This window comes from Acidovorax sp. FG48 (assembly GCF_057809085.1).
This window is the reverse complement of the sequence record NZ_JBMDJH010000001.1, coordinates 278,768-292,284: the sequence shown is the minus strand read 5'-3', so window position 1 is coordinate 292,284 and position 13,517 is coordinate 278,768. Positions and strand designations below refer to the sequence as shown.

10 protein-coding genes are annotated in these 13,517 nt (G+C 66.6%); 9 read left to right on the top strand and 1 reads right to left on the bottom strand.

Annotated elements, in window-relative coordinates:
• The first annotated feature begins 129 nt into the window (after positions 1–129).
• Both ACODSU_RS01355 and ACODSU_RS01350 read left to right on the top strand, forming a co-directional pair.
• Positions 130–1,110, top strand: a complete 981-nt coding sequence (locus ACODSU_RS01355; protein WP_083871641.1) for a LysR family transcriptional regulator — start codon at positions 130–132, stop codon at positions 1,108–1,110.
• Between the two features lie 94 nt (positions 1,111–1,204).
• A complete protein-coding gene (locus ACODSU_RS01350; RefSeq protein ID WP_209816765.1) occupies positions 1,205–1,510 on the top strand; it encodes a flagellar basal body protein in 306 nt (101 codons plus the stop codon).
• A gap of 226 nt (positions 1,511–1,736) precedes the next feature.
• On the opposite strand, the gene ACODSU_RS01345 is transcribed toward ACODSU_RS01350, so the two are convergent.
• Positions 1,737–2,009, bottom strand: coding sequence for a DUF2061 domain-containing protein (locus ACODSU_RS01345; RefSeq protein ID WP_488839485.1), 273 nt, complete (start codon positions 2,007–2,009; stop codon positions 1,737–1,739).
• 282 nt (positions 2,010–2,291) lie between these two features.
• Between ACODSU_RS01345 and ACODSU_RS01340 the strand changes: the two genes are divergently transcribed.
• The 7 genes from ACODSU_RS01340 to ACODSU_RS01310 all read left to right on the top strand — a co-directional run bounded on the left by ACODSU_RS01340 (position 2,292) and on the right by ACODSU_RS01310 (position 13,514).
• Entirely contained in the window at positions 2,292–3,341 is a 1,050-nt protein-coding gene (locus tag ACODSU_RS01340) for an SPFH domain-containing protein (RefSeq protein WP_015016357.1), read from the top strand.
• A 114-nt stretch (positions 3,342–3,455) separates the two neighbouring features.
• Positions 3,456–4,970, top strand: coding sequence for a DUF4178 domain-containing protein (locus ACODSU_RS01335; RefSeq protein ID WP_121941414.1), 1,515 nt, complete (start codon positions 3,456–3,458; stop codon positions 4,968–4,970).
• Between the two features lie 73 nt (positions 4,971–5,043).
• A complete protein-coding gene (locus ACODSU_RS01330; RefSeq protein WP_015016355.1) occupies positions 5,044–5,262 on the top strand; it encodes a DUF350 domain-containing protein in 219 nt (72 codons plus the stop codon).
• Between the two features lie 85 nt (positions 5,263–5,347).
• On the top strand, positions 5,348–6,922 hold the full coding sequence (locus ACODSU_RS01325; protein ID WP_488839482.1) for a polyamine aminopropyltransferase: 1,575 nt from the start codon (positions 5,348–5,350) through the stop codon (positions 6,920–6,922).
• Between the two features lie 120 nt (positions 6,923–7,042).
• Positions 7,043–10,795: a PAS domain S-box protein gene (locus ACODSU_RS01320; RefSeq protein ID WP_488839480.1), complete on the top strand. Its 3,753-nt coding sequence runs from the start codon at positions 7,043–7,045 to the stop codon at positions 10,793–10,795.
• Positions 10,792–11,784, top strand: a complete 993-nt coding sequence (locus tag ACODSU_RS01315) for a response regulator (protein WP_343734004.1) — start codon at positions 10,792–10,794, stop codon at positions 11,782–11,784. The genes ACODSU_RS01320 and ACODSU_RS01315 overlap by 4 nt, the downstream gene beginning before the upstream one ends.
• An 11-nt stretch (positions 11,785–11,795) precedes the next feature.
• A complete protein-coding gene (locus ACODSU_RS01310; protein WP_488839478.1) occupies positions 11,796–13,514 on the top strand; it encodes an NAD(P)-binding protein in 1,719 nt (572 codons plus the stop codon).
• The last annotated feature ends 3 nt before the right edge of the window (positions 13,515–13,517 follow it).

The window sequence follows — 13,517 nt, the reverse complement described above, 5'->3', positions numbered from 1 at the left end:
GGGGTTCTCCAGTGCAAAGGCGGCAAAAAAATGCAGGCAACCCCAGCTGGCTGGGGCTTGACGTAGGGCATTGTTGCGCTGCCTGTTAATCTCTCAAATAATCCAATATCAATGTTTACTTGACGATTTATGCAAGTAAAAGACCCCGCTCCACCCCCACCCATCTCCGCGCCTGCCGGACCTGGAAAACACCGCGCCGTGCTGGGCCAGCTCAGCGACATGGACCTGCGCCTTTTGCAGGTCTTCAAGAGCGTGGTGGAGTGCGGCGGCATGTCGGCCGCCGAGCTGGAGCTGAACATCGGCACCAGCACCGTCAGCCGCCATATCAAAGACCTGGAGGCCCGCCTGGGCCTCACGCTGTGCCGGCGGGGGCGGGCGGGGTTTGCGCTGACGGCCGAGGGGCAGCGGGTGTATGACGAAACCCTGCGCCTGCTGGCCTCGGTGCGCAGCTTTCGCGACAGCGTGGACGACATCCATTCGCGCATGGGCGGGCAGCTGGCCGTGGCGGTGTTCGACAAAACCGCCAGCAACCCGGCCGCCCGCATTGGCGAGGCGATAGCCGCTTTCACCGCCCAGGCGCCCGATGTGCAGCTGCAGCTGCATGTGGGCTCCATCAATGCCATCGAGCGTGGCGTGATCGACGGCAGTTACCAGGTGGGCATCATCCCTGCGCACCGCAGCTCGCAAAGCCTGGCGTACGCCGACCTGTTTGGCGAGACCATGCTGCTGTACTGCGGTGCGGGCCACCCGCTGTTTGGGGCGTCATCGCCTCCGGCCGACTGGCACGCGGTGCGGGGCTACCAGTTCGCTGGGCTGGGCTACCACTCGCCCAACATGGAGCTGAGCCACCAGGCCCGGCTGCAGCGCGCGGCCACGGGTTTTGACCAGGAGTCCATTGCCACGCTGATCCTGTCGGGCCGCTTTCTGGGGTTCTTGCCCGACCACTATGCCGAGGCCTTCGAGCGCCAGGGCCGCATGCAGGCCGTGAATCCGTCGCTGTTCCACTACCACTGCCAGTTTGTGAGCCTGATGCGCCGCTCGCCCGCGCCCGCCCGCGCGGCCCAGGCGTTTGCGCAATGCCTGGAAGACGCGCACCGCCCCGGTCGCTGACAGGGGCATTGCGGGGCTGTGGCTTGCCAGCGAATGCGGCGAGGCGGACAATTCGCCTTCTTTGCAACATTGTGTGACATCGGGAGCAGCGCCCATGGCCAGTATTTCCTCCATCGGCAGTTCAGGCCTTCAGGCCGCCCAGTTGCGGCTGGACGCGTCGGCCAACAACGTGGCCAACATGAACACCCCCGGCTACCGCCGCGAGGTGGTTGCACAAGAAGAAGCGGCCGAAAGCGCTGGTGTGCGCGCCACCGTGCAGCGCGAACAGGACGCCAAGGGCGTGGCGCTGGAGCAAGAGGCGGTGGAGCAGATGTCGGCCACCTACGCGTTCAAGGCGAATCTGCAGACCATCAAGACGCAGGACGAAATGATGGGCTCCTTGCTGGATGTGAAGGCCTGAGCCCTGCCCATTCCGCGCCCGTTTGTATTCCCGCCCCATGCCCCGCTGGCCGGGGCATGTTCGTTTCTGGCGAAGGCACAGAGGACTGCCCGTTATCACGCTTATCAATTGGTATGCGCCAGCCCCGCCAGGCGCTGGACCAGCCAGCGCTGAAAGGCCAGGCCCGTGGCGGTGCGGCTGCGCAGTGGAATGGCGTACATGGTGGTGCTCCTTGTCGTGAGTTTGTTCAGGCGCCCTGGATGGCTGGACTGCCGCTGGGTGATGCCGTAGCGCTTTGGCGTACAGCGCGCCGGCCCGCCCGGTCCCACGCCTTTTCATGGAAGAAGAAGGCCACCGCCTGCACCGTGGGCTCCAGCAGGCTCAGGGTGAGCGAGGCCCACAGGTTGCCGGTGACGGCATAGGCCACCAGGGCGGCGACGCAGATGTGGATCAGGTAGTAGCTGCCGGTCTTCATCAGCATGGTTTGGTTCTGGCGTGCGGCGCGGCGGATGAGGGACATGGCGGACTCCTACTTCTTCGGTTCAACAGAGACTGCGGCAGTGCAGCAGGGATGGTTGAATGGTAGTGATTCGCAATAGCGAAAGCCAATTGATCATCGCTAAGGCGCAGATAGCCGCTATCCAATGACGCCTTGCGAAGCGCCACAGCGTCTATCCCAAACAGACTGGTTCTGCGCGTGAACTAGTTCACGTTCGAGGACTGAAAAAAGCCGCTGCGACCAAAGCCCCCGTTGCTATGATGGCCGCTCTTTTCAACCCCCTCTTTTGCTTTGGGAGCACACATGGCCCTCATGGACTTCATCAAGAAACAGTTCATTGACATCATTCAGTGGACCGAAGAGGGGGACGGCACGCTGGCCTGGCGCTTCCCCATGCGCGACATGGAAATCCAGAACGGCGGCACGCTGGTGGTGCGCGAGTCGCAGATGGCCATCTTCGTGAACGAAGGCCAGGTGGCCGACGTGTTCGGCCCCGGCACCTACAAGCTCACCACGCAGACGCTGCCGGTGCTCACGTACCTGAAGAACTGGGACAAGCTCTTTGAGTCCCCCTTCAAGAGCGATGTGTACTTCTTCAGCACACGCCAGCAGATCGACCAGAAGTGGGGCACGCCCCAGCCCATCACGATCCGCGACAAGGACTTCGGTGCCGTGCGCCTGCGCGCGTTCGGCAACTACGCCTTCCGCATTGCCGACCCCAAGCTGTTCCACACCGAAATCTCGGGCACGCGCGAGTCCTACCCCGTGGCCGACCTGGAAGGCCAATTGCGTGGCCTGGTATTGCAGAACATCAGCAACGCCATTGCCGGTAGCGGCCTGCCGTTTCTGGACCTGGCGGCCAACCAGGTCATGTTTGCCGACGCGCTGACCAAGGAACTTGCGCCCATCTTTGCCAAGCTGGGCATCCTGATCGAGTCCCTCACGGTGCAGAACGTCTCGCTGCCCGAAGAGCTGCAGAAGATCCTCGACCAGAAGATCGGCATGGGCATGGTTGGCAACGACATGGCGAAGTTCATGCAGTACCAGACGGCGCAGGCCATCCCCAAGTTTGCCGAGGGCGCCAGCAACGGCGGCGGCGTGGCGGGTGACGCCATGGGCCTCGGCGCCGGTGTGGCGCTGGGGCAGGTGCTCGCGCAGAACCTGCAACAGGGCCTGCAAGGCGGAGGCGCAGCAGCCCAGGCAGCGCCTGCAGCAGCGGCCGCTGCGGTGGGCGTCAAGCCCGAAGACGTGATGGCCACGCTGGAGAAGCTGGGCGAGCTCAAGTCCAAGGGCATCCTCACGCAGGAAGAGTTCGACGCCAAGAAGGCCGAACTGCTCAAGAAGCTCGTCTGACCGATTGGTTCGATTGCTATCATAAAAATAGCTGCTTGCGCTGGAGGGATAGGCGCTAAAGGCCAAAAAGGCCTCAAAGCCGTTTAGTGCGGCGCGGGCAGAACACTCCACACGATGGCCACCGACCCCACCCAGCGCTATTACCGCGCGCCCTGCCCCGGCTGTGGCGCGCCGGTGGAGTTCAAGAGCGCGCAGTCCACCCATGCCGTCTGCGGCTACTGCCAGAGCACCGTAGTGCGCAGTGGCGACGTGCTCACGCGCCTGGGCAAGATGGCCGAGCTGTTCGAGGACCACAGCCCGCTGCAGCTCATGGCCAGCGGGCGCATTCAGCTCGATGGCAAGGACGTTCCCTTCACCCTCATCGGCCGCCTGCAGTACAAGGGCGACGCGGGCGTGTGGACCGAATGGGCGGCCTTTCTGAATGACGGAACGCTCGCCACGCTGGGCGAGGACAACGGTGCCTACGTCTTCACCCGGCCCATCGACCCAGGCCGCGAGATGCCTGCGCCCGAGCGCTTTCGCATCGGCACCACCACGGCCATCAACGGCAAGCCCTACAGCGTGGCCTACACCGGCCAGGCGCAGCTGATCTCGGCCCAGGGTGAACTGCCCAAGCTGCCGCCGCTGGGCCAGCCCTTTGGCATGGTCGAGCTGAGGAGCGCCGACGGTGAAGTGGTCAGCATCGACTACGGCCACACGCCACCCAATGTAGAGCGCGGCAAGGCCGTGCTGCTCGAAGACCTGCAGTTGCAAGGTCTCAAGGACGAATCGGCAAAGGACGAAAAAGGCCGCCAGTTCAATTGCCCGCACTGCGGTGCGCCGGTGCAGGTGCAGCTGTCCACCTCCAAGAGCATCACCTGCGGCTCCTGCGCCAGCATCATCAGCCTGGACAGCGGCGTTGGCGGCGAGCTGCGCTCGGCCGAGCAGGACGAACCCGTGCAGCCCCTCATCCCGCTGGGCAGCAAGGGCCAGCTGCAAGGCGTGCACTGGCAGGTGGTGGGCTTTCAGCACCGCATGGGCGTGGAGCCCGGCGATGACGAGCACTTTGGCTGGAGCGAATACCTGCTCTACAACCAGAAGCGCGGTTTTGCGTTCCTGGTCGATTCCGAAGAAGGCTGGAGCATGGTGCGCCCCACCACCGGCGCGCCGCAGATGGCCGCCACGGGCCGCTCCGCCACGTACATGGGCACCAAGTACGACCTCAAGTACACCTACGAGGCCGAGACCACCTATGTGCTGGGCGAGTTCTACTGGCAGGTCACACGCGGGCAGAAGACGACCAACCGCGACTTTGCGAGCAGCAAGGGCCTGCTGTCGATGGAGCAGAGCCCGAACGAGATCACCTGGTCTGCGGGAGACAAGCTGTCCAGCGACACGGTGGCCAAGGCGTTCAAGCTGGATGACAAGAAAGATGTCCTGAAGCGCGACGACCCCGGTCCATTCGTGGCCAAATCCGGCCTGGGCTGCGGCACCATCATCATCATCGCGGTGGTGATCCTGATCCTGCTCATCCTGCTGAGCCGCTGCTCCAGCTGCGATCCCCGGGTCGAAAACTGTTCCTCGTCCTCCAGCTACCGCAGCTCGGGGGGCTCGTACGGCGGATATTCGTCCGGCGGCAGCCACAAGTAGTGCAGCGTCTGCGCTTGTCCACCGTCTACCCGCCACTGTCACTGACCACACGTTTCAAGGAGATCACACCATGATGGGATTCGAATGGCTCAAACCCGCGGCATTTCTCGGGTCCATCCTCTACGCCATCATTGGCGTCATCATCTTCTGGCTGGCCTTTGTCATCGTGGACAAGATCACGCCCTATGACCTGTGGCGCGAGATCGTTGAAAAGCAGAACCAGGCGCTGGGCCTGGTGGTGGCAGCGATGTGCCTGGGCATCAGCATCATCGTGGCGGCTGCCATCCATTGACGCAGCGACGCATTGACGCGTTTTCGAGCCCATACCGCCTGAATGAACGAAGCGGCGCACCCGGCAGGGTGCGCTGACCGCCGCCTTGTCGTCTCCCACCCCGCCTTCCACTGCGTCCGCGCCTGCGGTGCCGCCCCCAACCTCCGGCCCCCGCCCCATCGACATCGCACTGCTCATCAGCGTCTTCGTCGTGGCGGCCTGCGGCCTGCTGTACGAGCTGGCCGCCGGTGCGCTGGCCTCCTATGTGCTGGGCGACTCGGTGCTGCAGTTCAGCACCATCATCGGCACCTACCTGTTTGCCATGGGCCTGGGCTCGTGGCTGTCGCGCTATTTTGAGCGGCAGCTGCCCGCGCACTTCCTGCGCATCGAGCTGCTGGTGGCGCTGATCGGCGGGGCGTTGCCCGCCACGCTGTTCCTGGCCAATGCGTACGCGCCGGGCGCGTTCCGGTTTCTGCTGTACGGCATGGTGCTGGTGGTGGGCACGCTGGTGGGGCTGGAGATTCCGCTGGTTATGCGCATCCTCAAGCGCAACGTGGTGCTCAAGGACCTGGTCTCGCAGGTGCTCACGTTCGACTACCTGGGCGCGCTGGCGGTGTCGCTGGCGTTTCCGCTGCTGCTGGTGCCGCACCTGGGCCTTATCCGTACCGGGCTGCTGTTCGGGCTGATGAACGCCGCCGTGGCGCTGTGGGCGGTGTGGCTGTTTCGGCATGAGCTGCGGCGCCTCCAAGCCCACTTGTTCGCCTGCCTGATGGTGGTGGGACTGCTGCTGGCCGGGCTGGCGGGGGCCGAGCAGATCACGAGTCTGGCCGAGGACAAGTTCTACCAGGACCGCATCATCTTCACCACGGCCACGCCCTACCAGCGCATCGTGGTCACGCAGGGCCGCTATGGCCACCGGCTGTACCTCAATGGCAACCTGCAGTTTTCCGAGTCCGACGAATACCGCTACCACGAGGCCCTGGTGCACCCCGCCATGGCCGCGCACGGCGCGCCCAAGCGGGTGGCGGTGTTGGGCGGCGGCGACGGCATGGCGGTGCGCGAGATCCTCAAGTACCCCTCGGTCGAGTCCGTCACCCTGGTCGAGCTGGACCCGGCCATGACGCGCATCTTCAGCGAGAACCCCACGCTGGCAAAGCTCAACGGCCACGCGCTGCAAAACCCCAAGGTGACCATCGTCAACACCGATGCGTTTGGGTGGCTGCAGCAGGGGACGGACCTTTTTGACGTCATCGTGGTGGACTTTCCCGACCCCACCAACTTCTCCATCGGCAAGCTCTACACCAACAGCTTTTATGCCTTGCTGGACAAGCGGCTGGCGGCCAGTGGCTACGCCGTGGTGCAGACCACCTCGCCGCTGGTGGCGCGCCAGAGCTTCTGGACGGTGGTGCAGACCATCGAATCCGTGGGCCTCTCGACAGCGCCGTACCACGCCCATGTGCCCAGCTTTGGCGAATGGGGCTACGTTATTGCCAGCCGCAGGCCCTGGCGCCTGCCCGATGCCTTGCCGCCGGGGCTGCGGTTTTTGAGCCCACCGTCGCTGCCGCTGCTGTTCGACTTTCCGCTCGATATGGCGCGGGTGCCGGCCGATGTGAACCGCCTGTCCAACCAGGCGCTGGTACACAGCTACGAGCGCGAATGGGGCAAGGTGGTGGCGCATTGAGCCGGCGATGGCTTGGGGGCCAACGGGCATTCGCCGAGCAATTTGCAGGGGTTCTGCCCGGTGGCACGGGCGTCACAATCGGCTACAAAGCTGTCAAGACCTGATCGCCGTGGGCTCCCGATGCCGGATTTCTTTTTCCTCTCTAACGCACAGCCCTATCCGCTGCTCTGGGCCCAGCATGATCCTTGGCTGGTGGCGCTGTCTGTAGCGATGGCGGTGCTGGCGTCTGTGCTAGCGCTACAAATGGCGGGCCTGGCCCGGCGTGCAGACACCCGTTTCATGCGCCAGATGGCGCGGGGGTCGGGGGCGATGGCGTTGGGTGGGGGCATCTGGTCGATGCACTTTATCGGCATGCTGGCGTTCACAGTGTGTGGGCGCGGGCGTTTTGATCCCTGGATGACAGCGCTGTCTATGCTTCCGAGCGTGGCTGCGTCGTGGGTTGCGCTGGGGCTGCTGATGCGCCGCGAAATCAGCCGTGCAGCCCTGGTCGTCGGCGGCGTGCTCGTCGGCGCTGGCATTGGCGCCATGCATTACATCGGCATGGAGGCGTCCCAGTGGGCTCCATTCATGCGCTTTGATCCTTGGGGCTTTGCGGCCTCCGTCTTGGTGGCCGTGCTGCTGGCCATTGTGGCCCTGTGGGTGCGATTTGGACTGGAGCGGGTGGTTCGCTGGCGGGCCCGCTGGCTGAACCTGGCAGCGGGCGTGGTCATGGGGCTGGCCATTGCGGGCATGCACTACACCGGGATGGCGGCGTTGCGCTTTATCGAGGCGCCAAACGAGTTGGAGCTGTTGGCTGCTGCAGAGGGCACTCCCATGGCCCTGGCGGTGGCTGCCGTGGCCCTGGTTATTGGTGTACTGGTCATCGCCATCAACGCTGGCCTGCGCTACCGGCAAATGTTCCTGCAGATGCGCCAGAGCGAGTCCCGCCTGCGCGCGATTGCCGACACGGCCGTGGATGGCATGGTGATGATTGATGCGCAGGGCCGGGTGCAGTCCTTCAATGCGGCGGCCGAACGCATCCTGGGGTGGCGCCCCGATGAGGTGGTGGGCCAGAACGTGTCCATGCTCATGCCCGAGCCTGATCGCTCTCGCCATGACACCTACCTGCAGCGCTACCTGCAGGGCCAGGGCGGTGGCGTGGTCGGCGCCAACAGCCGCGAGGTGCTGGCCTTGCGCCCCGACGGCAATACCGTGCCCATTCGCATTGCGGTTGGACGCGTACCGCTGGATGGCGAACCGGTGTTTGTGGGGTTCATCAGCGACCTGACCCAGCGCCGAGCGATGGAGCAGGAGCTCAAGGCGAGCGAGCAGCGTTTGCGCTCGCTGATAGGGAACATTCCTGGTGTGACTTTTCGCTGCCGCTATGACGCCGACTGGACCATGCTGTTCATCAGTGATGCCGTGACAGCGCTGACGGGGTGGCTGCCGCAAGACTTCCTGCAAGGGCGTGTCAACTTCACACAGTTAACGCTGCCTGAAGAGGTGGACCGTCTTTGGAACGAGGTGTCGGCAGCCATTGAGGAGCACAGGCCTTATCACGTGGAGTTTGGCCTGCGTGACCGCGAGGGCCGCTTGCGCTGGGTGTCCGAAAGCGGGCGCCCCGTCGTGGGGGACGATGGTCAAGTGCAATGGATTGACGGGGTCATCATGGACATGACCGCCTTCAAGGAGCGCAACGCAGAGTTCGAAAGCACCGTGCGCGCCATCAACCGCGCGCTGGCGGTAGTGGAGTTCGACATGCAGGGCCGTGTGCTCCACGCCAATGACAACTTCCTCAGTCTGATGGGCTATGGCCTCCAGGAGATCGTGGGCCAGCACCACCGCATGTTCTGCGAGCCCGCCTACGCGCAGACCGAGGCGTATGCGCAGTTCTGGCGACAGCTGCGATCTGGCCAGCTGGATGGCGGTGAGTACCAGCGACTCGGCAAGGACGGGCGGCGCATCTGGATCCAGGCCACCTACAACCCCATTTTTGACGCGCAGGGCCAGCCCTTCAAGGTCGTCAAGTTTGCGACCGACCTCACCCAGCGCCGCACCATGGAGCAAGAGCTGCGCACTGCCAAGGAGCGTGCCGAGCAGGCCGCTGCCGCGCGCAGCACCTTCCTGGCCAACATGAGCCACGAGATCCGCACGCCGATGAACGCCATCATCGGCTTCACCGAGGCCCTGCTCGACACCCCCATGGACGCGCAGCAGCGCCGTCACCTGGGCACGGTGCAGCATGCAGCGCGGTCCATGCTGCGCCTGCTCAACGACATCCTGGATACTGCCAAGCTTGAAAAAGGCGCGGTGGAGCTGGAGATTGCCGACTTTTCGCTGCAGGAGGTGTGCGACCAGATCCTCGCCTCGCTGCGCATCCATGCGGGCAAGAAGGGGCTCGCGCTGCAGTGCATGACGGACGACCGGGTGCCGCCCTACCTGCGGGGCGATGCGCTGCGCCTGCAACAGGTGCTGCTCAACCTGCTGGGCAACGCGCTCAAGTTCACCGAGCGCGGCCATGTGCTGCTGCGGCTGGACTACCACGACGGCACGCTGGTGATGGAGGTGGAGGACACCGGCATCGGCATCGCCGCGCAGCACCTGGAGCGCATCTTCGACCCCTTTGCACAGGCCGACGCATCCACCACGCGGCAGTTCGGCGGCACGGGCCTGGGCACGACCATCTCGCGGCAGCTGGTCGAGCTGATGGGCGGCAGCATCAGTGTGCGCAGCACCCTGGGGGTGGGCACCACGTTCACGGTATGTGTGCCGCTGCCCGTGGGCCAGGCCCTGGCTGCCGTGGCCAACGTCAGTCAGGCCGTGCAGCTGCCGCCGCTGCGCATCCTTGTGGTGGACGATGTGCCAGCCAACATCGAGCTGCTGCAGATTCACCTGGACCGGGGTCGCCACCAGGTCACCGTGGCACGGGACGGCGAAAACGCAGTCTCTGCCTATGAAGCCGGGCGCTTCGACGTGGTGCTGATGGACCTGCAGATGCCCGTCATGGACGGCCTGGAGGCCACGCGCCGCATCCGCGCGTTCGAGCAGGCGCAACGGCGCAAGCCGGTGCCGGTGATCGCCCTGTCCGCCAGCGTGCTGGAGCAGGACCGGCGCAACGCCCGCGCTGCCGGTATGGACGGCTTTGCCAGCAAGCCGCTGGAGCCCGCCCGCCTGTTCCGCGAGATCGCCCGCGTGCTGCACCTACAGCCCGATGCCTCCTCGTCGGGCTGGAGCAGCCTGCAGACCCTGTCGCGCGGCCCCGACATGCCCCCCGCCCCCCAGGCTGCCGTGCCCGCCGTGGACTGGGAACGCGGCACCCGCCTGTGGGGCCAGCGTGCTTTGCTGCGCGATGCCGTGGCGCGCCTGCTAGTCGATCACGCGGCCACCCCAGCCACCTTGCAGGCCATGGTGGCGCAGCCCGACATGGATGCGGCCCGCGCGCTGGCCCACCGCCTGCGCGGTGCGGCAGGCAACCTGGCATTGGGCCCGCTGCAAACGCTGGCGCAGCGCATCGAGGAGGCCGCCCACAGCCTGGACCTCACGGCACTGCCGCCGCTGGTGGCCGCCCTGCCCGCCGCGTTGCAGGCCGTGCAGCAAGCCCTGGCCCACGAGGCTGAGGCCGCCGCAGCACCCGCCCCCGGCGTGGGCCAGCACGCACCGCTGACCGCCGACCAGCGCCAGCAGGCCGTGGCCGCCGCGCAGGCGCTGCAGCAAGCCTTGGTGCAGTCCGAGCTGGCCCAGCCGCCGCTGGACGTGCTGGTGCAGCTGCTGCCCGCCGATGCCACCGAGCGCCTGCAGGAGGCCATCGACCGATTTGACTTTGACCAGGCCGTTGTGCAGCTGCAGCAGCTGCGCAAACACTGGCTGGACGAACCCCTGGAGAACCCCGCATGACCCCGGCCCCCGACCAGCGGCCCCGCCTGTTGCTGGTGGACGACGAGCCCACCAACCTGCAGGTGCTGCGCCACATCCTGCAGGCCGACTACCGCCTGCTGTTTGCCACCGACGGCGAACGCGCGCTGCAGGTGGCGCGCGAGCAGCGGCCCGACCTGGTGCTGCTCGACATCATGATGCCCAACCTGGATGGCTACGCGGTGTGCCGCGCGCTCAAGGCCGATGCCGCCACGGCCTCGATCCCGGTGATCTTCATCACCGCCCTCACCGACAGCCAGGACGAAACGGCCGGGTTTGACGCAGGGGCGGTGGACTACATCACCAAGCCTGTCAGCCCACCCGTGGTGCGCGCACGGGTGCGCACCCATCTGTCGCTGGTGCGCATGGACGAGCTGCGCGAAACCCGCCTGCAGATCGTGCAGCGCCTGGGTCGTGCGGCCGAGTACAAGGACAACGAAACCGGCATGCATGTGATCCGCATGAGCCACTTTGCCCAGCTGCTGGCGCTGGCCGCAGGCCACAGCCCGGCCTGGGCCGAAGACCTGCTCAACGCCGCGCCCATGCACGACGTGGGCAAGATCGGCATCCCCGACGCCGTGCTGCGCAAGCCGGGCCCGCTGGACGCCGCTGAGTGGGACACCATGCGCCGCCACCCCGAGATCGGCGCCGAGATCATTGGCGAGCACCCGTCCGGCGTGCTCCAGCTGGCCCGCGAGATTGCGCTGGCCCACCACGAAAAGTGGGACGGCAGCGGCTACCCGCGCGGCCTGGCGGGCGAGGCCATCCCGGTGTCGGCGCGCATCGTGGCCGTGGCCGATGTGTTCGATGCGCTCACCACCCGCCGCCCCTACAAGGAGCCCTGGCCCGTGCAGGACGCGCTGGACCACATCACAGCGCAGGCGGGCAAACACTTCGACCCCGCCCTGGTGGCGCTGTTTGCCCCGCTGGTGCCGCAGCTGCTCGAGATCCGCGCACGCTGGTCGGATTGATGCGTGACCGCATGACCCCCTGGACCCTGCAGCGCCGCCAGTTTGTGGCGGGCGCCGCCGCCCTGGCCACGGCCGCGCTGGCCGGGTGCGACCGCGCCGCGCCGCCGCTGGAAGGCGGGTTCACCGGCATCGACATGGCGCGCGGCCACCAGCTGCGCGAGTGGCTGGCGCGCGGCACCTGGCCCGAGCCCGCCGTGGTGCGGCGCGCACAGGTCATCATCGCGGGTGGTGGTGTGGCGGGGCTGGCCGCCGCGCGTGCACTGTGCCTGGCGGGCGTGCAAGACTTTGCGCTGCTGGAACTGGAAGACACCGCAGGCGGCAACAGCCGGGGCACCGCCGTCAATGGCCTGGCCTGCCCGCAGGGCGCGCACTACCTGCCCGTGCCCGGCGACGACGCGCGCGAGGTGCAGGACCTGCTGGAAGAACTGGGCCTGCGCCAGCGCGTGGCCGGGCGCTGGCAGTACGACGAACGCCACCTGTGCCACAGCCCGCAGGAGCGCCTGTACTTCGAGGGCGAGTGGCAGGAGGGACTGCTGCCCGTGCAGGGCGTGGGCGAGGCCACGCTGGCGCAGTACCGCCGCTTTGCGCAGGCGGTGGAGCGTGAGTCGAAGGCCGCGCGGTTTGCCATGCCCGCACTCAAGCTGTGGACCGCCAGGCGCCCGCTGGCGCCCAGCCAGCAGGCGCTGGATGCGATGACGTTTGCCACCTGGCTGGCGCAGGAAGGGCTGGACGATGCCCACCTGCGCTGGTACCTGGACTACTGCTGCCGCGACGACTACGGCGCCGGGGCCGACCGCGTCTCGGCCTGGGCGGGCATCCACTACTTTGCCAGCCGCCACGGTTTTCATGCGCCTGGCGAGGCTGTGGACGAAGCCCGCGAAAGCGTGCTCACCTGGCCCGAGGGCAATGGCTGGATCACCCGGCGCCTGGCCGGGCCGCTGGCCAACACCGCCAACGGCGGCGGCCAGCTGCGCACTGGCACCAGCGTGCTGCGCATCACCGAAGGCCGCCACGGCGTGGAGGTGGATGCGTTCAACCACGCCACCGACAGCGTGGAGCGCTGGCAGGCGCCACGCTGCATCGTGGCGCTGCCCGTCTTCGTGGCGGCGCGCGTGGTGCAGAACCCGCCGGCCTTCCTCACCGGGGCGGCCCAGCGTCTGTCGTGGGCGCCCTGGCTGGTGGCCAACATCCACATCCACAGCCCTCTCACCGACCGCCCCGGCGCTGCGCCGGCCTGGGACAACGTCCTGTATGCCGACCCCACGGCGGGGGGCCTGGGCTATGTGAACGCCGGCCACCAGCGCCTGGACACCCGCGCCACGCTGGCCGGCCCCACCGTGCTCACCTACTACCAGGCGCTGGGCGACCGGGCGGACGGCCGCCAGCAACTGGCCACCCAGCCCTGGCAGCACTGGGCAGACGCCGCCCTGGCCGCCCTGGCCGTGCCCCACCCCGACCTGCGCCAGCGCGCAACGCGCGTGGACATCACCCGCTACGGGCACGCCATGTCCATCCCCACACCGGGTTTGCAGCAGTTTTTGAGTCAAATCGGCCTGGAGCGGAGGTCTTTCATGCCCAAGGTGCTATCAAATGGTGAGCGCTCCGCCTGGCTGCCCACACCCGCCACCGCACGGCTGGCGTTTGCGCATGCCGACTGGTCGGGGTATTCGGTGTTTGAAGAGGCCTTTACGCGCGGGCACGGCGCAGGGCTGGTGGCCGCCGCCGGTTGAGGT

Excerpts from the sequence above, each read along its gene's own strand:
- ACODSU_RS01350 (WP_209816765.1), top strand. The coding sequence starts at position 1,205 with ATGGCCAGTATTTCCTCCATCGGCAGTTCAGGCCTTCAGGCCGCCCAG.
- ACODSU_RS01320 (WP_488839480.1), top strand. The coding sequence starts at position 7,043 with ATGCCGGATTTCTTTTTCCTCTCTAACGCACAGCCCTATCCGCTGCTC.
- ACODSU_RS01340 (WP_015016357.1), top strand. The coding sequence starts at position 2,292 with ATGGCCCTCATGGACTTCATCAAGAAACAGTTCATTGACATCATTCAG.
- ACODSU_RS01345 (WP_488839485.1), bottom strand. The coding sequence starts at position 2,009 with ATGTCCCTCATCCGCCGCGCCGCACGCCAGAACCAAACCATGCTGATG.
- ACODSU_RS01335 (WP_121941414.1), top strand. The coding sequence starts at position 3,456 with ATGGCCACCGACCCCACCCAGCGCTATTACCGCGCGCCCTGCCCCGGC.
- ACODSU_RS01310 (WP_488839478.1), top strand. The coding sequence starts at position 11,796 with ATGACCCCCTGGACCCTGCAGCGCCGCCAGTTTGTGGCGGGCGCCGCC.
- ACODSU_RS01315 (WP_343734004.1), top strand. The coding sequence starts at position 10,792 with ATGACCCCGGCCCCCGACCAGCGGCCCCGCCTGTTGCTGGTGGACGAC.
- ACODSU_RS01355 (WP_083871641.1), top strand. The coding sequence starts at position 130 with ATGCAAGTAAAAGACCCCGCTCCACCCCCACCCATCTCCGCGCCTGCC.
- ACODSU_RS01330 (WP_015016355.1), top strand. The coding sequence starts at position 5,044 with ATGGGATTCGAATGGCTCAAACCCGCGGCATTTCTCGGGTCCATCCTC.